This is a genomic window from Methylocystis sp. NC52PC (assembly GCF_055698645.1).
Genome location: NZ_CP170127.1, coordinates 2,859,592 through 2,878,373, shown reverse-complemented (window position 1 = coordinate 2,878,373; position 18,782 = coordinate 2,859,592). Strand labels below are relative to the sequence as shown.

21 protein-coding genes are annotated in these 18,782 nt (G+C 66.3%); 19 read left to right on the top strand and 2 right to left on the bottom strand.

All coding sequences use genetic code 11. The features are described 5' to 3' along the window. Positions 1 to 63 precede the first annotated feature (63 nt). Positions 64 to 276, top strand: a complete 213-nt coding sequence (locus ACETII_RS15995) for a hypothetical protein (protein ID WP_472786151.1) — start codon at positions 64 to 66, stop codon at positions 274 to 276. Positions 277 to 288: 12 nt separating this feature from the next. Here ACETII_RS15995 and ACETII_RS15990 read toward each other — a convergent pair whose 3' ends face one another. Beyond that, a complete protein-coding gene (locus ACETII_RS15990; protein WP_472786150.1) occupies positions 289 to 705 on the bottom strand; it encodes a nuclear transport factor 2 family protein in 417 nt (138 codons plus the stop codon). A gap of 44 nt (positions 706 to 749) precedes the next feature. Here ACETII_RS15990 and ACETII_RS15985 point away from each other — a divergent pair, with 44 nt between their 5' ends. The 18 genes from ACETII_RS15985 to ACETII_RS15900 all read left to right on the top strand — a co-directional run bounded on the left by ACETII_RS15985 (position 750) and on the right by ACETII_RS15900 (position 16,498). Further along, a complete protein-coding gene (locus ACETII_RS15985; protein ID WP_363347632.1) occupies positions 750 to 977 on the top strand; it encodes a hypothetical protein in 228 nt (75 codons plus the stop codon). A gap of 96 nt (positions 978 to 1,073) precedes the next feature. Continuing rightward, entirely contained in the window at positions 1,074 to 1,634 is a 561-nt protein-coding gene (locus tag ACETII_RS15980) for a NifU family protein (protein WP_363347630.1), read from the top strand. A 65-nt stretch (positions 1,635 to 1,699) separates the two neighbouring features. Next, a complete protein-coding gene (tsaB, locus tag ACETII_RS15975) occupies positions 1,700 to 2,470 on the top strand; it encodes a tRNA (adenosine(37)-N6)-threonylcarbamoyltransferase complex dimerization subunit type 1 TsaB (RefSeq protein WP_472786149.1) in 771 nt (256 codons plus the stop codon). A 10-nt stretch (positions 2,471 to 2,480) separates the two neighbouring features. Beyond that, entirely contained in the window at positions 2,481 to 2,969 is a 489-nt protein-coding gene (locus tag ACETII_RS15970; protein WP_472786148.1) for a GNAT family N-acetyltransferase, read from the top strand. Positions 2,970 to 3,183: 214 nt separating this feature from the next. Further along, on the top strand, positions 3,184 to 4,587 hold the full coding sequence (gene miaB, locus ACETII_RS15965) for a tRNA (N6-isopentenyl adenosine(37)-C2)-methylthiotransferase MiaB (RefSeq protein WP_472786147.1): 1,404 nt from the start codon (positions 3,184 to 3,186) through the stop codon (positions 4,585 to 4,587). Continuing rightward, positions 4,584 to 5,624: a PhoH family protein gene (locus ACETII_RS15960; protein WP_363347622.1), complete on the top strand. Its 1,041-nt coding sequence runs from the start codon at positions 4,584 to 4,586 to the stop codon at positions 5,622 to 5,624. The genes miaB and ACETII_RS15960 overlap by 4 nt, the downstream gene beginning before the upstream one ends. Further along, positions 5,621 to 6,121 (top strand): rRNA maturation RNase YbeY, encoded by a 501-nt coding sequence (ybeY, locus tag ACETII_RS15955; RefSeq protein WP_472786146.1) that lies wholly within the window; start codon positions 5,621 to 5,623, stop codon positions 6,119 to 6,121. Before ACETII_RS15960 ends, ybeY begins: the two co-directional genes overlap by 4 nt. 9 nt (positions 6,122 to 6,130) lie before the next feature. Continuing rightward, a complete protein-coding gene (locus tag ACETII_RS15950; protein ID WP_363347618.1) occupies positions 6,131 to 7,063 on the top strand; it encodes a hemolysin family protein in 933 nt (310 codons plus the stop codon). Between the two features lie 79 nt (positions 7,064 to 7,142). After that, on the top strand, positions 7,143 to 8,777 hold the full coding sequence (lnt, locus tag ACETII_RS15945; protein WP_472786145.1) for an apolipoprotein N-acyltransferase: 1,635 nt from the start codon (positions 7,143 to 7,145) through the stop codon (positions 8,775 to 8,777). A gap of 278 nt (positions 8,778 to 9,055) precedes the next feature. Continuing rightward, positions 9,056 to 9,418 carry a helix-turn-helix domain-containing protein gene (locus ACETII_RS15940; RefSeq protein ID WP_472788179.1) on the top strand — a complete coding sequence of 121 codons (363 nt, stop codon included), beginning with the start codon at positions 9,056 to 9,058 and terminating at the stop codon, positions 9,416 to 9,418. Between the two features lie 147 nt (positions 9,419 to 9,565). After that, the gene (metK, locus tag ACETII_RS15935) at positions 9,566 to 10,756 is read left to right on the top strand and encodes a methionine adenosyltransferase (RefSeq protein WP_363347614.1); all 1,191 of its coding nucleotides are present in this window, start codon (positions 9,566 to 9,568) and stop codon (positions 10,754 to 10,756) included. A gap of 71 nt (positions 10,757 to 10,827) precedes the next feature. Then, a complete protein-coding gene (trmB, locus tag ACETII_RS15930) occupies positions 10,828 to 11,508 on the top strand; it encodes a tRNA (guanosine(46)-N7)-methyltransferase TrmB (RefSeq protein ID WP_472786144.1) in 681 nt (226 codons plus the stop codon). A gap of 20 nt (positions 11,509 to 11,528) precedes the next feature. Beyond that, a complete protein-coding gene (locus ACETII_RS15925) occupies positions 11,529 to 12,422 on the top strand; it encodes a co-chaperone YbbN (protein WP_363347610.1) in 894 nt (297 codons plus the stop codon). Positions 12,423 to 12,448: 26 nt separating this feature from the next. Beyond that, positions 12,449 to 13,114 (top strand): LON peptidase substrate-binding domain-containing protein, encoded by a 666-nt coding sequence (locus ACETII_RS15920; RefSeq protein WP_472786143.1) that lies wholly within the window; start codon positions 12,449 to 12,451, stop codon positions 13,112 to 13,114. 21 nt (positions 13,115 to 13,135) lie between these two features. Then, positions 13,136 to 13,363, top strand: a complete 228-nt coding sequence (locus ACETII_RS15915; RefSeq protein WP_472786142.1) for a Trm112 family protein — start codon at positions 13,136 to 13,138, stop codon at positions 13,361 to 13,363. A 101-nt stretch (positions 13,364 to 13,464) separates the two neighbouring features. Continuing rightward, positions 13,465 to 14,328: an acyl-CoA thioesterase gene (locus ACETII_RS15910; protein ID WP_472786141.1), complete on the top strand. Its 864-nt coding sequence runs from the start codon at positions 13,465 to 13,467 to the stop codon at positions 14,326 to 14,328. A 324-nt stretch (positions 14,329 to 14,652) separates the two neighbouring features. Continuing rightward, positions 14,653 to 14,991 (top strand): P-II family nitrogen regulator, encoded by a 339-nt coding sequence (locus ACETII_RS15905; RefSeq protein WP_363347602.1) that lies wholly within the window; start codon positions 14,653 to 14,655, stop codon positions 14,989 to 14,991. A 34-nt stretch (positions 14,992 to 15,025) separates the two neighbouring features. Then, on the top strand, positions 15,026 to 16,498 hold the full coding sequence (locus ACETII_RS15900) for an ammonium transporter (protein WP_472786140.1): 1,473 nt from the start codon (positions 15,026 to 15,028) through the stop codon (positions 16,496 to 16,498). A gap of 930 nt (positions 16,499 to 17,428) precedes the next feature. Here the strand turns inward: ACETII_RS15900 and ACETII_RS15895 are convergent. Continuing rightward, a complete protein-coding gene (locus ACETII_RS15895) occupies positions 17,429 to 18,652 on the bottom strand; it encodes a penicillin-binding protein activator (RefSeq protein WP_363347598.1) in 1,224 nt (407 codons plus the stop codon). Positions 18,653 to 18,782: the final 130 nt, after the last annotated feature.

The window sequence follows — 18,782 nt, the reverse complement described above, 5'->3', positions numbered from 1 at the left end:
GCTTGCCGCGCCGACCGCGCCGAAATCTGCTAGGCTGCGCCGTCACCCCAAGGGAGACGCCAAATGCGTTATGTGTCTACGATCATCCTATTGTGCGCCCTCGCCGCGCCGGCCGCCCAGGCCGTGCCGGCCCCCCGCTTGTTTGAGCCGTCCGTCTCCAAGGCCAGTCGGATCGTCACGATCGCCAAGCGCAGCAAAGCGCCGGCTCAACGACAGAGCCGCGGCGGCGGCGGGACCGGCGGCATCCATCCGCTGGTCGGAAGCGGCGGCTACTAATAAAGAGCCCCGTCAGTGGAATGAGGGCTTCACGCCCCGCTGCGCCGGCGGTGGCGGGGAGAGCGGGCTCGCCTGATGGTGCAGCAGTCGCCAGCGTCCCTCGACGAGCCGAAACCAATTGGTCGCCAGCAGAAGCCCGCCGCCGACTTCCTCCACGCAAAACACCCGGCCGTCGGCGCCGGCGACGACGAGCTTCTCCTCGCGCGCCGTCACCGCTTCCTGCGACGGATTGCGAAAAATGTCGCGATAGGACCCGAGGATTGGCGCGCGGCCGATGAGTACCGGCCATCCCGGGTGCACGCAGGTGACGTCGGCCTCGGCCCACAGCGCCTCCATGGCGGCGAAGTCGCGCGCGGCGAAAGCGCGATAATAGGCGGCGTTGGCGGCGAGAAGGGCGTCTTCGTCCATGGCCCGAAGAACTTGGGGCATTTGCGCTGGTATGGCAAATGCAACGTCAGCTTCGGTGAAGGAAAATGGACGCTCTGACCCTCTTCGGCCTTTTCGCCGTCAGCGCCATGCTCGCGACTTACGCTCTGGAAGACCGCAGTCCGTGGTTCGTGCTGGGCTTCGCGGCCTCCTGCGCGCTCGGCTCGGCCTATGGGTTTCTGCAGGGCGCCTGGCCCTTTGGTCTCGTCGAAGCGATCTGGGCTCTCGTGGCGCTGCGCCGATGGCGCGAGCGGGCCTTTCGAGGACAGGATTGAATGCCCATCTAAAAAGTCGTTCCATATCGCCCAGACCGAAACCGTGCTAAGCACGCGCCAATTCCCCGGCCTTGAACCGGGCGCAGGAGGCCAACCATGTTCATCCAGACCGAAGCCACCCCCAACCCTTCGACGCTGAAGTTCCTTCCCGGCCAGACCGTCCTCGGCCAGGGCGCCATGGAGTTCCGCTCCCCGGAGGCGGCGGCCAACGCCCCGCTCGCGCAGGCGCTGCTCGCCATCGACGGCGTCGAGGCGGTGATGTACGGCGGCGACTTCGTCTCCGTGACCAAGAACGGCGCCGACTGGGCGCATCTGAAGCCCGCGATCCTCGGCACGATCATGGAGCATTTCGCCTCCGGCGCGCCGCTGTTCACCGAGGGCGGCGCCGTGGCGCAGGACCAGGGCGGCGAGTTCTATGATCCCGCCGACGCCGAGACAGTGGCGACGATCAAGGAGCTCATAGAAACGCGCGTGCGCCCCGCGGTCGCCGGCGACGGCGGCGACATCGTGTTCCGGGGCTTCCGGGATGGGGTCGTCTATCTCGCGATGAAAGGCGCCTGCTCGGGCTGCCCCTCCTCCACGGCGACGCTGCGCAACGGCATCGAGAATCTGCTGCGGCACTTTCTACCGCAGGTCAGAGCCGTAGAGCCGGCCTGAGCCGCGGGCCGTGGCGCTTCGCCCTTTGTTGCTTGGGCGCTCAAAAGGGTCATATTCTGGCGACCATGCGAATCCTTGCGATTGACACCGCCCTGCCCGCCGTCTCGGCCTGCGTCCTCGACAGCGACGCGGAGGAGCCCATCTCCGCCGAGTCCATCGACATGGAGCGCGGCCATGCGGAGGCGATCATGCCGCTCATCGAGCGGGTCATGAGCAAGGTCGAGGGCGGCTTCTCCACCATCGACCGGGTCGCCGTGGCGGTCGGACCGGGGTCGTTCACCGGCATCCGTATCGGCCTCGCAGCGGGTCAGGCCATCGGACTCGCCTGCAAGGCGGACGTTGTGGGCGTCTCGACGCTCGCGGCGCTCGCCGCTCCGCTCATCCTCGAGGAGTTCGACGGCGTCGTCGCCGCGGCGATCGACGCGCGTCACGGCAAGGTCTATGTCGCCGCCTTCGGCCCGGACGGCCGCGCGCTGTTGACCCCCCGCCGCGCCGGCGCCCATGAGGCGCTGCGGGCGCTCGGCGACGGGCCGTTTCTGCTCATTGGCTCGGGCGCCGACCTTCTCGCCAAGGAAGCGCGCGCGAACGGCCTGGCCCACAAGATCGTCAGCGATCGGGCGTCCCCGGACATCGCCTATGTCGCGCGCCTCGGTCTCGCGGCGAAGCCGGAAAGCGCCCCGGCCCGGCCGCTCTACCTCAAAGAACCCGACGTGACGGTTTCGGGCAAGCCGCCGCAGGAGGCCGCCCCCGCGCCCTCGGGCGACGCCGCCCGCGCAGAGGCCTTGCCGGACAGCCCCGCGACTGCGCCGCTCGCCTCCGAGCCCGCGCAGGCTTAAGTTTCCTGTCATGAGCCTTCTGACGAGTTTTTTCGCGAAGCCGAGCTTCATCGTGCAGCCCATCGGCGCCGAACGCGCCGAGGAGTGCGAGGCGCTGCATGGCGCCTCCTTCGCCTTCGGCTGGTCTAAGATCGACTTCGAGAGCTATCTCACCGACCCCCATGTCATCGCCGACGGCGCCGTGACCGAAGGGGCCAAGGGCAGGCTCGGCGGCTTCATCCTGTCGCGCCTGTTGCCGCCGGACGCCGAAGTGCTGACCTTCGCCGTCGACCCGGCCCGCCGCGGCGCCGGGCTCGGCTGGATGCTTTTGGACAAGCATCTCGACAATCTCGAACGCGGCGGCGCGCGGCTCGTCTTCCTCGAGGTCGCGGACGACAATGAGGCTGCGCTGAAGCTTTATTCCCGCGCCGGGTTCCGAGAGATTGGCCGGCGCGAAAACTATTATCAGCGCGCCGACGGGACGAAGCGCGCGGCGGTGAATATGCGGCTCGAAATGTAAGCGACGCTCGCCTGCACAGTCGCGCCGGCGCGGATGGACGGGCCGGACGACGGGAAGGTTGCGTTGTCCTGCTCAATTCGCCGTTCCGCCGAAAGAAATGGATTCGGCCCGACGGCTAAATGCCCCTATAATGGCGATCAGACTGTGAGCGCCGCCGAGTCGGGCGCTCCAGCGTGAGGGAGCAGACAAGATTTCCAACCCGGTTTTGAATGCGGTGGCGACGCTCGACGACGCGCCCGAGGGCGCGCCTGCGCGGGGCGGCAAGGTTCTGGTCAAGTCCTATGGCTGCCAGATGAACGTCTATGACGCGACGCGCATGGCGGATTTGCTCGGCCGCGAGGGCTACGCCGAGACCGCCGAGGAAGCCGACGCCGACCTCGTCATCCTGAACACCTGCCACATCCGCGAGAAGGCGGCCGAAAAGATCTATTCCGAACTCGGGAAGCTGGCGCTCGAAAAGCGCGCGCGCGAGGCGGAAGGGCGCGAGATGAAGATCGTCGTCGCCGGTTGCGTGGCGCAGGCCGAGGGCGAGGAAGTGCTGAAGCGCCAGCGCGCCGTCGATCTGGTCGTCGGTCCGCAAAGCTATCACCGCCTGCCCGACCTTTTGCAACAGGCCAGGCGCGGCCGCCGCCTCACCGACACCGAGTTCGCCGTCGAGGACAAATTCGACGCCCTCCCGCAGCCCAGCCGCGCGCAGATCCGCGCCCGCGGCGTCTCCGCCTTCGTCACCGTGCAGGAAGGCTGCGACAAATTCTGCTCCTTCTGCGTCGTGCCCTATACGCGCGGCGCGGAGGTCTCACGGCCCGTCGCCGACGTGCTCGCCGAGACGCAGCGTCTCGTCGAGGCGGGGGTGCGGGAGATCACGCTCATCGGCCAGAACGTCAACGCCTATCGCGGCGCGGACGGCAAGGGCCGTGACTGGAGCCTCGCCCGCCTGCTCGCGCATCTGGCGCAGATCGAGGGGATCGACCGGCTGCGCTACACGACCAGTCATCCCGTCGACATGGCTCAGGACTTGATTGACGCGCATGAGTCGATCGAAAAGCTCATGCCCTATGTCCACCTTCCCGTGCAGTCGGGCTCGGACCGCGTGCTCAAGGCGATGAACCGCAAGCACACGGCCGCCGACTACCTCGACATCATCGCCCGCCTGCGCAAGGCGCGGCCGGACATGGCGTTGTCGTCCGATTTCATCGTCGGCTTTCCGGGCGAGACGGATGAAGATTTCGAGGACACGATGGCGCTGACGCGCGCCGTCGGCTTCGCTTCCAGCTTCTCCTTCAAATATTCGCCCCGCCCCGGAACGCCGGGCGCCGAGCGCGACGACCAGATCGACGAAGCGGTCAAGCGCGCGCGCCTCGCCGCCCTGCAGGCGCTGCTCGAAGAGCAACGCCAGGCGTTCAACGCCGCCACGGTCGGCAAGACGGTCGACGTGCTGTTTGAAAAACCCGGCCGCCACGAGGGTCAAATCGCGGGGAAAAGTCCCTATATGCAGGCTGTGCATGTCAGCGGCGCCGCAGACAGGGTGGGGCGCGTGGCGCGCGTCGAAATAGTCGCGGCCGGCTCCAATTCGCTGGCGGGGCGGCTCATGGACGAGGGCGAGGAGGCGAAGGCTTGACGACGATTGACGACCTGCGGATCGGACGCCGGGACGAGGCGGCCGAACCCGACGCGGAAATCACCCTGGCCTTCGAAAACAACCGATATGCGTCCCTCGTCTTTGGCCATTACGACCAGAACCTCGCCAAGATCGAGCGCCGGCTGAAGATCGCCTCTTTCGCAAACGGCAATCACGTCACTCTGAAAGGCAAATCGGAGGCCTGCGAACACGCGAGGCGCGTGCTCGAAGCGCTTTACGAACGCATCTCAAAAGGGCAGACCGTCGCGCTCGGCGACGTCGACGGCGCCATTGAAGAGACGGCGCGCCAGCGCAGTCTTTTTCCGGACGCCGAGCCGGCGCGCGGCGCCTTCGAGCAGCTCATCACCCGCAAGCGCGGCCTCGTGCGCGCACGTAACGCCGCGCAGGACCAATATCTGCGCGCGCTGAAACGCTACGAACTCGTTTTCGGCGAAGGTCCCGCCGGCACCGGCAAGACCTGGCTCGCCGTCGGCCACGCCGTGCAACTCATGGAACAGGGCGCGGTGGAGCGGCTGATCCTGTCGCGCCCCGCGGTGGAGGCGGGCGAGCGGCTCGGCTTCCTGCCCGGCGACATGCGCGAGAAGGTCGACCCCTATCTGCGCCCGATCTACGACGCGCTGCACGATTTCATGGATTCGCGCATGGTGGAGCGCGGCATGCAGACCGGCATCATCGAGGTGGCGCCGCTCGCGTTCATGCGCGGCCGCACGCTCACCCGCGCCTGCATCCTGCTCGACGAGGCGCAGAACGCGACTTCGATGCAAATGAAGATGTTCCTCACCCGCCTCGGCGAAGGGTCGCGCATGATCGTCACCGGCGACCCCTCGCAAACGGACCTTCCGCCCGGCCAGACCTCGGGCTTGTCGGAAGCGGTTGCGCTGCTTTCCGAAATCGACAGCGTCGGACGGGTGCGCTTCTCGGAGGGCGACGTCGTGCGTCACGATCTCGTGCGCCAGATCGTGGGCGCCTATGACCGCGCCGCCCGCGCCAAGAGCAAGGCGCGCAGCGACGCATGAGTCTCGAGATCGACATGATCGTCGCCGCCGAGCCCTGGGACCGCCTCGACGGATTGGAGCGGCTTACGCGCGCCTGCGTCGACGCGAGCCTTGCCGAGAGCGGCGCCAGGCTCGTCGACGACTGCGAGATGAGCGTGACCTTTTGTGACGACGCCGAAATCCGGGTTCTCAACGCGCAGTGGCGCGGCAAGGACAAGCCGACGAATGTCCTGTCCTTCCCGACCCCGGGCCCGCTCGACGCCCGCCCGCTTCTGGGCGACATCGTCATTGCCTATGAAACCGTCGCGCGCGAAGCGGCGGAGCAGGAGAAAACCCTCAGCGATCACGCCGCTCACATGGTCATCCATGGATTTCTGCATCTGATCGGCTATGATCACGAGACTGCCGCCGAGGCCGAAGAGATGGAGGGCCTCGAAAGACGGATCGCGTTGCGGTTGGGCTTGCGCGACCCTTACGCCGGAGAAGCAGCCGACGAAGCGGACGAGCGGGCGAACTGAACGAAAGTCATGTCGATACGATCTGAAAACGAGGAGCCGTTAAGACGCAGCCACGAGGCGCGCGGCAACCTTCTCGACCGGCTGCGCGGATTGCTCGGCCTCGCCCCCGCCTCCGTGCGCGAAGACATCGAAGACGCGCTCGAGGAAGCCGCCGGCGACGTGACGCCGCATGAGCGCGCCCTGCTCAAGAACGTGCTCGGCCTGCACGATCTGCGCGTCGAGGACGCGATGATTCCGCGCGCCGACATCGTGGCGATCTCGCAGGACGCGACGCTGCGCGAAGCGCTCGCTTTGTTCCGCGACGCCGGCCATTCGCGTCTGCCGGTCTATGTCGATACGCTCGACGATCCGCGCGGCATGGTGCACATCCGCGACTTCGTGAATCACATCGCTTTATGCGAGGACCAGCGCGAGGCCGCCGACGGGGCGGCGACGCACAAGATCATCGATTTCGACGCGCCGCTTTCGCAGGCGGAGCTGTTGAAGCCCGTGCTGTTCGTGCCGCGCTCCATGCCGGCGCTCGACTTGCTGATCCGCATGCAGACGACGCGCACCCATCTCGCTCTGGTGATCGACGAATATGGCGGCACCGACGGCCTCGTCACCATCGAGGACATTATGGAGATGATCGTCGGCGACATCGAAGACGAACATGACGTCGCGGAGCCGCCGGAGATCGTCGAACTCGAAAACGGCGATTTTCTCGTCGACGCCCGCGCCGATCTCGACGAGGTGACCGCGCGGCTCGGCGTCGATTTCCGCCTCGAGGACACCCCGGCGGAGGTGACCACCATCGGCGGCCTCGTGGCCTGGCTCGCCGGCCGCGTGCCGATGCGCGGCGAGATCATCGCCACGCCGGTCGAGGCCTATGAGTTCGAGATTGTCGAGGCCGATCCACGCCGGGTCGGCAAGCTGCGCGTGCGCGCGCGTCGACATCCCTAGCCGGCCCCAACGCGCTCCCCGCCTTAACCGTGACAAGCGGAGGCCGCTAAAGTCGGTCCGCTGATTCGCAGGGGCGCCCATGGCTCAACTTTCGCAATCGACCGCCGCGCGGGGGGGACTGACCTCTCTCCCCGAGCGCATCATTTTGGCCGACGGCTGGACGCGGCGCCTGGTCGCCTTCACGGCCGGCGCCGTCGGGGCGCTCGCGCTGCCGCCCTTCGACTTCGCGCCGGCCATGGTCGCGCCGCTCACGACGGCGGTCTGGCTGCTCGACGGCGCGGCCGGGCGCGGCGCGGGCCTGCGCGGCGGCGCTTTCCTGTCCGCCGCCGGCGCAGGCTGGTGGCTCGGATTCGGCTATTTCCTCGCCGGCCTCTGGTGGCTCGGGGCCGCCATGCTCGTGGAGGCGGACCAGTTCGCCTGGGCCCTGCCGCTCGCCGTGCTGGGACTGCCGGCCGCGCTCGCCCTCTTCCCGGCGCTGGGATTCATTTTCGCCCGCGCCCTCTGGTCCTCGGGAAGCCTGCGCATTTTCGCGCTCGCCGCCGGCCTCGGCGCCGCCGAATGGCTGCGCGGCCACATGCTCACCGGCTTTCCCTGGAACGACTTCGGCATGGCGCTCGCGCAGGCGGGTCCGCTCGGACAGGGCGCGGCGCTGATCGGTCTGCATGGCCTCGACCTCGCGGCGATTTTGATCTTCGCGGCGCCGGCGACCATCGTCGACCGGGGGCCGGGCGAGCGTTTTCTCTCCAACGGAGCGGCGCGGACGGCCGCGGCGCTGCTCGTGGCCCTGACCGCCTATGGGACCTTGCGCCTCGGCGCGCATCCGACTGAATATGTCGACGGGGTGAAACTGCGTCTGATGCAGCCCAATCTGCCCCAGGACGCGAAATTCCGCCCTGACAACGGCCCGCAGATTCTGCATGACTATCTTGGCCTGTCCGACCGCGCGACGGCGCCGGACCGTACCGGAATCGCCGACGTCACCCATCTGATCTGGCCGGAATCGGCCTTTCCCTACATCCTCTCGCGCGAACCTCAGGCGCTTTCGGCGATCGCGCGGGCGCTTCAGGGCAAAATCCTTATTACCGGCGCCGCGCGCGTCGAAGGCGACGGCGACGGACGTCGCGGGAAAATCTTCAATTCGATCGAGGTTTTGCAAGGCGCCCGCGTCCTCGCCTTCTATGACAAGGCGCATCTTGTGCCCTTCGGCGAATATCTTCCGCTCGAGGGCCTGTTGCGGCCGCTCGGCGTCTCGCACCTTGTTCCGGGTATTTGGGATCAGGGCCAAGGGCCGCGCGCCCTCGTCGCGCCGGGCCTGCCCCGGATCGCGCCGCTGATCTGCTACGAGGCGATCTTCTCCGGGGAAGCCGCGCCAATCGACAAGGACGGGAAGCGGCCCGAGCTTTTGCTCAATCTCACCAACGACGGCTGGTTCGGGCGAACGCCGGGGCCGTATCAGCACTTCGCTCAGGCGCGGCTGCGCGCCATCGAGGAGGGTCTGCCGCTCGTCCGCGTCGCAAATACTGGAATTTCGGCCATAATTGACGGTTACGGACGAGTTCTGGAGTCGCTCCCGCTCGGCGAGAAGGGCGTCGTCGACGGGCGTCTGCCGACCGCCGCCGCGGAGACGTTTTTCGCGCGGCTTGGCGGCTTTGTTTTTCCCATCCTGTTGGCCCTGATTCTGGCCCTTGCCGCCAGAGGATGGTGGCGGGGGTAAAATGTTTTTAGCTACCTTGAGTTTAAGAAGCGCAGCCGTTCAGCGGTTTCAAAATAACGAGAGTGGCTAATCCTGGATGAACGCCAAAAACATAAGCGGTCCGGCCGCCGCTATGTTTCGTTTCTACTGGAGGAATAAGAACTTTTTGCGGTTTTGGCCAGTAAACGATTAATTCTGTTTGCATTTGAACCATGTTAGGCTAAAACGTGGCAGGAGGGTGGTTGAACGTGAAGAAGACGCCAGATCCGATCGACCGTCACGTGGGCAGCCGTGTACGCATGCAACGCATCCTGATGAAGATGAGTCAGGAGAAGCTTGGCGAGGCCCTGGGCCTCACCTTTCAGCAGGTCCAGAAATACGAGAAAGGCCTGAACCGCATCGGCGCCAGCCGGCTCCAGCAGATCTCCAAGACCCTGAATGTTCCGCCGTCGTTTTTCTTCGAGGGCGCGCCGAGCCTGACGCCGGCGGACGGCGTCGGCTTCGCCGAGGAGTCGTCGTCGCAATATGTCGTCGATTTCCTCTCGACGGCCGAGGGCCTGCATCTCAACCGCGCCTTCGCCCGGATCAAGGATCCCAAAGTCCGAAAGCGAATCCTCGACCTGGTGACGACGCTCTCGGAGCAGGAGGAGAGCGAAGTCTAACGACTTCGCCTCAGCGACGGAGTTCTCTATAACGAACGCTTTGCGCCCTTCTGGCTTGACGGAACGAACGGCGGCTGGCACATCAACCAGCCGCACCATCGCAAAAACGTGCGAAATTCGTCGCCCGCGGCCATTGGGAGATTCGAAGTGACCCGGAAAAATTATCTGTTCACCAGCGAGTCAGTTTCAGAAGGCCATCCTGATAAGGTTTGTGATCGTATTTCAGACGAGATTGTCGACGAGTTCTTCCGTGAGGGCGCCAAGGCGGGGATCGACCCCTACGCCATCCGCGTCGCCGCCGAGACCCTCGCCACCACGAACCGCGTCGTCATCGCCGGCGAAGTCCGCGGGCCGCATATTTCCTTCGACCGGATCATCCAGATCGCCCGCAACGCCATTCGCGCCATCGGCTACGAGCAGCGCGGCTTCCATTGGAACACCGCCAATATCGAGGTGCTGCTGCACGAGCAGTCCGTCGACATCGCGCAGGGCGTCGACGCCAGCGGCAATAAGGACGAGGGCGCCGGCGATCAGGGCATCATGTTCGGCTACGCGACGAACGAAACGCCCGACCTGATGCCGGCCCCGCTGTATTATTCGCACAAGATTCTGGAGCTGCTCGCCCAGGCGCGCCATTCCGGCGAGGAGAAGGGACTGGGTCCCGACGCCAAGAGCCAGGTCACGGTCCGCTATGAGAACGGCAAGCCGGTCGAGGCGACGCAGATCGTGCTGTCACATCAGCATGTCGACGAGAGCCTGACCCCGGCCGACATTCGCCGCATCGCCGAGCCCTACATTCGCCGGGCGCTCCCGGAGGGCTGGATCACCAGCAACACGGTCTGGCACGTCAATCCGACCGGCAAGTTCTTCATCGGCGGCCCGGATGGCGACACCGGACTTACGGGCCGCAAGATCATCGTCGACACCTATGGCGGCGCGGCGCCGCATGGCGGCGGCGCCTTCTCGGGCAAGGACCCCACCAAGGTGGACCGTTCCGCCGCCTATGCCGCCCGCTATCTCGCCAAGAATGTCGTCGCCGCCGGCCTCGCCGACCGCTGCACGCTCCAGCTCGCCTACGCCATCGGCGTCGCCGAGCCGCTGTCGATCTATGTCGATCTGCATGGCACGGGACAGGTTCCTGAGGATAAGCTCGAGGCGGTCCTGCCGCAACTGGTGCGCCTCACGCCGCGCGGCCTTCGTGAACATCTCCAGCTCAACCGCCCGATCTATGCGCGCACCTCCGCCTATGGCCATTTTGGCCGCGCGCCGGAGGCGGACGGCGGGTTCTCCTGGGAAAAGACCGACCTCGTCGATCAGCTGCGGTCGCATTTCCGCTGACGCCAGTTGGCGCCATTGACACCGCAATGGCCGGGCGCGTCCCGGCCATTGGCTTTCATTGACGACTGAGCATGACCGAAGAGGCTCATCCGCCGCGGCGCCGGCTCTATGGCCGCTCCAAGGGCAAGGCCCTGCGCCCGCATCAGACAGATCTGATGGCGACGTTGCTGCCGAGGCTCGCGCTTGATCTGTCGCAGCCCCTGCCGCTGCGCCCGGCCCATGAAACGCGACTTGAAATCGGCTTCGGCGGCGGCGAGCATCTGATCGAGGCGGCGGCGCGCGAGCCGCAGGTCGATTTTCTCGGCTGCGAGCCTTTCGTCAACGGCATGGCCAAGCTGCTCTCCCGCATCGCGGCGCGCGGGGTCGACAATATCCGGCTCTACCAGGGCGACGCCGCCGAGGCGCTGGACCGCCTGCCCGACGCGTGTCTCTCGAAGGTCTACCTTTTCTACCCCGACCCCTGGCCCAAGCGGCGCCATCGCAAGCGACGTTTCGTCTCGGAAGAGAATTTGGCGCGGCTGGCGCGGGTCTTGCGGCCGGGCGGCGAACTGCGCTTTGCGACGGACATCGACGACTACGCCGCCTGGACGCTGGCGCGGCTGCGCGCTTGCGACGCATTCCGCTGGCGCGCGCAATCGGCCGAAGATTGGCGCACGCCTTGGGAGGGCTGGACGCAAACCAAATATGAGGCCAAAGCGATGGCGGCGGGTCGCCGCCCGGTCTATCTGACATTCATCAGAAAGGCCGACTGATCAGGCAAGGGAGCGGCAGGATGGTCGATTTGGCGAATACGGCGGTCGGTTCGACAAAAGTCGTCGAGACGACGGTGGAGCGTTTTCGCGCGGATGTGCTCGAACCCTCCATGCGCGCTGTCGTGCTGGTTGATTTCTGGGCTCCCTGGTGCGGCCCCTGCAAACAGCTCGCGCCCGTGCTCGAACGGGTCGTCGCTGCGACGGGCGGCAAGGCCCTGCTCGTCAAGATGAACATCGACAACGAGCCGGAGATCGCCGGCCAGCTCGGCATCAAGTCGATCCCGGCCGTGGTCGCCTTTCAGCGCGGGCGGCCCGTCGACGGCTTCGTCGGCGCCTTGCCGGAGAGCCAGATCAAAGGCTTTCTGGAGCGCATCGTCGGACCGATCGAGGACGCGACGGACGCGCTCGAGGCGGCGCAGGCGCTGATCGAGGCCGGCGACGTCGCCGCTGCGCACGAGCTTTTGTCGCAACTCGCGAATGAGGAGCCGCTCAACCCCAAGGCCGTGGCGATGCTGGCGCGCCTTTATGTCGGCGCCGGGCAGCTCGACCCGGCGCGCGCGCTGCTCGATCGCCTGCCCGAATCAGCCCGTAAGGACACCGACGTCGCGGCCGCCCTGGCGGCGATCGAAAACGCCGCGGCCGCGCAGGATCTCGGCGAAATCGAGGACCTGAAGACGCGGATCGCTTTTGATCCCAATGACTTGCAGGCCTATTTCGATCTTGCGCTCGCGCTCAACGCCAAGGACCGGCGCGATGAAGCGGCCAATGCGCTTCTTGAAATCATCCGGCGGGACCGTAGTTGGAACGATGACGGGGCGAGAAAGCAGCTCGTCCAGTTTTTCGAGGCGTGGGGACCGATGGACAAGGCCGCGATTGCAGCGCGGCGTCGCCTCTCCACGATGCTCTTCGCTTGAGAGGGAGCGGCGTTACGCCTGCCCACATGAGCCTGAATTGCCCCTACACGGACATCAGGGAGTTGCCGGAAATCCTTCCGGTCTTTCCGCTCGCGGGAGCGGTGCTCCTGCCGCGCGGCGAACTCCCGCTCAACGTCTTCGAGCCGCGTTACGTCGCGATGATCGACGCCGCCATCTCGGATGAGCGGCTCATTGGCATGATCCAACCGCTCCAGAGCGGCAATGGCGCCACGCCGCCGCGGCTCTTCCAGATCGGCTGCGCCGGCCGCATCACCCGCTTCGCGGAGACGGGCGACGGGCGGTATCTCATCACGCTCACGGGCGTTGCGCGCTTCCGCATCGGCGAAGAAGTCACCGAGCACACGCCCTATCGGCGCTTCAAGGTCAATTACGAGGGTTTTCAGCCGGACTTATTGCCTGGCGCCGGCGAAAACGCCGTGGATCGCGAAAGCATGGTGGCCATGTTGCGCAGCTTCGCCGAATCTTCGAAACTCGAGATCGATTGGGCCAGCATCGACGCCGCGCCCACGGAAACATTGGTCAATGCGCTGGCGATGATGTCTCCGTTCGGCGCCAATGAAAAGCAGGCGCTGGTCGAGGCTATCGATTTGAAGACCCGTGCGGAAACCCTCGTCGCCCTCGCCAAGCTCGATCTGGCGCAACGCGAAGGCGAAGGGCAACAATGGCATTGACCACAACAAAAGGACTCTACGATGAACGATAGCATCCCGGCCGGCGACGAGGCCGCGGAGAACAAAGCCCCCGAGGGGACGAAAGTCGACCCGCGGCTGCTGGAGATTCTCGTCTGCCCGTTGACAAAGACGTCGCTGGATTATGACCGCAATCGGCAGGAGCTGATTTCGCGCTCCGCCCGGCTCGCCTACCCGATCCGCGACGGCATCCCAATCATGCTGCCCGAAGAGGCGCGCCAGATTGACTAGAGCTTTGCGACCGAGCAGGATCAGAGCCGCGTAAGGAAAGGCGTCAAACCGGAAAGCGTGCTCCGAGCGGGCGCTTGCGGCTCGGAGAAAGGCGGATCGGCATGGGTGACGCGCCTGCGCGCGAGCTTCTCGCGCTTTTGGACCTCGAAACTCTCGGCGCGGACCGCTTTCGAGGCCATAGTCCGGTCTCGGCGGGCCATCACCTTTACGGCGGACAGGTTGTGGCGCAGGCGCTTGTCGCCGCGACGCGGACCGTGCCCGCCGACCGTCCGGCGCATTCGCTGCACGCCTATTTCGTGCTCGCGGGCGATCCCCAAATTCCGATAGATTATACCGTCGAGCGCATCCGCGACGGACGCAGCTTCACCACGCGGCGCTGCGTGGCCGCGCAGCGCGGACGTACGATCTTCTCGCTCGAAGCCTCCTTTCAACTGCGCGAGCCGGGTCTCGCCCACGCCGCTGAGATGCCGCAGGCGCCCACCCCTGAAAGTCTCGAGCCGATCAACGAGCTGGTGGAGCGCTTTCGCGCCTTTCTGCCCACGCCCTCCGAGCCCTGGATGCAACGGGCGAGCGCGCTCGACATGCGCGTCGTCGCGCCGGAAACGCTGCTGTCGGCCAGCCGCGCCGGGCAGTTGATCTGGTTCCGGGTGCGGGGCCCGTTGCCCGAGGACGAGGCGGTTCACGCGGCGCTGCTTGCCTTTCTTTCAGACATGACGCTGCTCAATACGGCGCTCGCCGTCCACGGCCGCAATATTTTCGATCCCTTGATTCAGGTCGCGAGCCTGGATCACGCGCTCTGGATTCACGAGGCCCCGCGCGTCGACGGCTGGCTGCTGTATGTGCAGGAAAGTCCGGCCGCCGCTCATGCTCGCGGCCTAACCTTCGGAAAGATCTATGCGCGCGACGGGCGCTTGCTCGCCTCTGTGGCCCAGGAAGGCCTCATTCGCCTGCGCACTAAACTTTAGGCGCCTGCTTAAATCCTAGGCGCAAAAAGTAAACAGCCAGGCCCCGCCTATTTCCAAAGCAAGCACAGTGGCGAGGGCAATGACTCGCCTGATGATTTCGACGCTCACGCCCGGGCCGGGAGGCCCGCGTCGAGTTCCCCCTCTCGACGCTCAATGCCCGCAAATCCGTTGGTTTTCCAGCGGGGAGGACGGGTGGCATGGCATTTGAAGGCGAAGGGCGCGAGCACGTGACGTGCTCTCTCCAACGACCGCGCCGCTGCGGCGTCCCGCTTTGCGCAGAAGCGGCGCCCGTCCAAGGGGTCGATAACAAAACAGGATTGGCAGATGAAAATCGTGACAGCGATCATCAAGCCGTTCAAGCTCGATGAGGTCCGCGACGCGCTGACGAATATCGGCGTGCACGGCCTCACCGTGACGGAAGTCAAGGGCTACGGACGGCAGAAGGGGCACACGGAAATCTATCGCGGGGCTGAATACGCCATTAGTTTCTTGCCGAAGCTCAAGATCGAGGTCGCGGTGGGCGCCAGTGTCGTCGACAAGGTCGTCGAAACGATCACCGCCACGGCCCGCACGGGACAAATCGGCGACGGCAAGATCTTCGTGAGCCCCCTCGAGCGGGCCATTCGCATCCGCACCGGCGAATCCGACGCCGACGCGCTCTGATCCGCCCCCTCCCCGTCCATTCTGGAGCCTCCACATGAAACTTCTCATGCCTCGAAGCGCGTCTGCGGCTTCGATCCTCGCGGGAGCGGCGCTGATCGCGCTGGCGGGGCCGGCTTTCGCCGGCAACGATCCCACGCCGCACCCGGGCGACGTCGCCTGGATGCTGACGTCGACGCTGCTTGTGCTGATGATGTCCGTTCCCGGTCTGGCGCTGTTCTACGGCGGCCTGGTGCGCACGAAGAACATGCTGTCGATCCTGACGCAGACCTTCGCCATCGTCTGCCTCGTCGGCATCATCTGGTCGATCTACGGCTATTCGCTGGCCTTCGGCGACGGCGGCGGACTGAACCATTACATCGGCGGCTTCAACAAGCTGTTCCTGAAGGGCGTCACCGCCTCCAGCAACTCGCCGACGTTCACGCCCGGCAAGGTCATTCCGGAATATGTCTACTTCGCCTTCCAGATGACCTTCGCGATGATCACGCCGGCGCTGATCGTCGGCGCCTTCGCCGAGCGCATCAAATTCTCGGCGGTTCTGCTCTTCGTGGCGCTCTGGGTCACCTTCATTTACTTCCCGATCGCCCATTGGGTGTGGGGCGTGGCCGATCCCAACGCGCTCGTCGACGCGGCGACGCAGCTCGCCGCCGCGGGCGACGAAACCGCCAAGGCCGCCGCGCAGGCGAAGATCGACGAGATCGCCGGCAACGTCGGGTGGCTCGCCGGCAAGGGCGCGCTCGACTTCGCGGGCGGCACGGTCGTCCACATCAATGCGGGCATCGCGGGCCTCGTCGGCGCCATCATGGTCGGCAAGCGCATCGGCTACGGCAGGGAAATCCTGGCGCCCCACTCGCTGACGCTGTCGATGGTCGGCGCCTCGCTGCTGTGGGTCGGCTGGTTCGGCTTCAACGCCGGCTCCAACCTCGAAGCCAATGGCGTGACTGGCCTCGCCTTCGTCAACACCATGGTCGCCACCGCCGCGGCGGGCCTCTCCTGGATGCTCACGGAGTGGCTGGTCAAGGGCAAGCCCTCGCTGCTCGGCCTGATCACCGGCGCGGTCGCTGGCCTCGTCGCCGTCACGCCCGCCTCGGGCTACGCCGGCCCGATGGGCTCGATCATCCTCGGCCTCGCGGTTTCGCCGATCTGCCTGTTCTTCGTCGAGTTCGTTAAGCACAAGCTCGGCTATGACGACGCGCTCGACGTGTTTGGCGTGCACTGCATTGGCGGCATCACCGGCGCGCTGGCGACCGGCCTGCTCGTCAATCCCGCCTTCGGCGGCGTCGGCATCACCGACTATACGAACCTCGAGAGCTTCGCGGGCACATATGACATGGCGGCCCAGATGAAGGCGCAGGCCACCGCCGTCGTCGCGACCCTGCTCTTCTCCGGGATCGGTTCGGCGATCCTCTACAAGGTCGTGGATATCATCGTCGGTCTGCGCCCGGCGCCCGAACAGGAGCGCGAAGGCCTCGACATCGCGGACCACGGCGAGCGCGCTTACAACTATTAAGGACTGGTCTTCTCCCGGACCAAGACCGGAAGCGGCGCCCACGGGCGCCGTTTCTTTTTGGCGGAGCGGAAACAGTCGGGAGACGAAATCCCGGGACTCGACTCTCCTCCACTCCGGGAAGATGGCTACCGCTCCCTGTCGCCTGAAGCAGGAGGTGGTCCTGGCCGCCTTCTCCCTCTCCCCGCAAGCGGGGAGAGGGTTGGGGTGAGGGGCGCGGGGCGTGACGACACACGGACCCCGCGACATGCCTGACGCGGACCGCCGGACCGCGAAGAGGCCGGACATACGTCTAACGTCGCGGCTCAGCCTCCCGGCCCCTCACCCTGCCCTCTCCCCGCGAGCGGGGAGAGGGTTCTGCTCACCCGAAGTGGAGAAGGTTCTGGCCGGCCTTCTCCCTCTCCCCGCAAGCGGGGAGAGGGTTGGGGTGAGGGGCGCGGGGCGTGATGACGCCCCGGACCCCGCGACATCCCCGACGCGGACCGCGGGACCGCGAAGAGGCCCGGACATCCGTCTAACGTCGCGGCTCAGCCTCCCGGCCCCTCACCCTGCCCTCTCCCCGCGAGCGGGGAGAGGGTTCTGCTCACCCGAAGTGGAGAAGGTTCTGGCCGGCCTTCTCCCTCTCCCCGCAAGCGGGGAGAGGGTTGGGGTGAGGGGCGCGGGGCGTGATGACACCCCGACCCCGCGACATCCCTGACGCGGACCGCGGGGCAGCTAAGAGGCCCGACATCCGTCTAACGTCGCGGCTCAGCCTCCCGGCCCCTCACCCTGCCCTCTCCCCGCGAGCGGGGAGAGGGTTCTGCTCCCGCAAAGTGAAAAAGGTCCTGGCCGCCTTCTCCCTCTCTCCGCGAGCGGGGAGAGGGTTGGGGTGAGGGGCGCGGGGCGTGACGACACACGGACCCCGCAGAGAGGAAAGCTACAGATCGCGGCCGATCAAGCGCCGTTCCCGGTGAAATTCCGCGGCGCCGGCGAGATGATCTTGGCCGAGCCGCCGCCGATCTCCAGAATGGACAGGCCGCGCTCATTGGTGCCGTCGGGCTTGAAACGGAAGACGCCGTCGGCGCCGTTGAAGCCGGAAGGGTTGGTCAGCACGTTCTCGGAATAGCGCTGCGATCCCTGCGAGCGCGACAGCGCGATGGCGAGCGACACGGCGTCATAGGCAAGGGTGGCGATACGCGCCGGCTCCGAGCCGAATTTCGCCTTGTAGCGCTGCGCGAAAGCGTTGAAGCCAGCGTTCTCGGGCGCCGTGAACCAGGCCCCCTGCAGAGCCTGCAGGCCCAAGGTGCGCGAATCATTCCACAGGCCCGTGCCGATGATCTGCACTTTCTTCGAATCGAGCCCGTTCGCGGCGAGATCCTTCGACAGGGCGGTCATGGCGTCGGCCTGCTCGGGAATAAACAGCGCGTCGAACTGGTCGCGGGCGGCCGCCAGGCGCTGAACGGATTCGCCAGCCGCGCCCGGCTTATAGCGCTCGATCAGCGGCACGCGCAGGCCTGCGTTGGCGGCGCTCTGCTGGAACTGAGCCATGGCGAGCGTGCCATAGTCGTTCTCCGGCACCAGCGCCGCGACGGATTTCTTGCCCTTCTGGGCCGCGTAGGCGAGGCCGCGGTCGACATGCCCCTCGACGAGGAAGGACAGCAGATAATTGCCGCGCCCGGCCGCCGAGGTGTCGGTCGAAAAGGCGATGACGGGCTTGCCCGCCCCGCGCGCGACGCGTCCGACCTCCCGCACGTCCGGCGCGAAGACCGGGCCGAGAATGATCTCCGCCCCCTCGTTGATCGCCGCCTGCGCGGCCGCGGCGGCGCCCGCCGGGGTGGAGTTGTCGTCCTTTACCAGAATAGTGACGTCGCTCGTCCCGCTGTCGGCGTAGGCGAGCTTCGCCGCGTTGCGCAACGACGCGCCGACCGCTGACGGCCCGTTCGGTCCGGTAAGCGGCACGATGAGCGCGACCTTGACGGCCCCGTCTCCGATCCGCTCGCTGGCGTCGGCGACGGCGACCTGACCGGCGGAGCCCGGCGCCCCGACATTCAGATTCTTCGCGCCCCGCATGCCGGCGGGATTGCAGGCCGCGAGCGCCAGCGCCGCAACGCCAGCCAGGAGGCCCCAGTTGCGGATGCGCTTAAAGACGCCAGAAAGGCCTGCCGGGTAAATATTCATCCAGATTAACCCCCTCCGCGCGCGCCAAACGAGCCTCGGCGCGCGTTAAGCTACGCATAGGGTCCGTTTCCAGAACCGAAAGTCAATAGACCCTTTCTGGGCAAAATTTGAGGCCTTGCCGGGGCGGCTC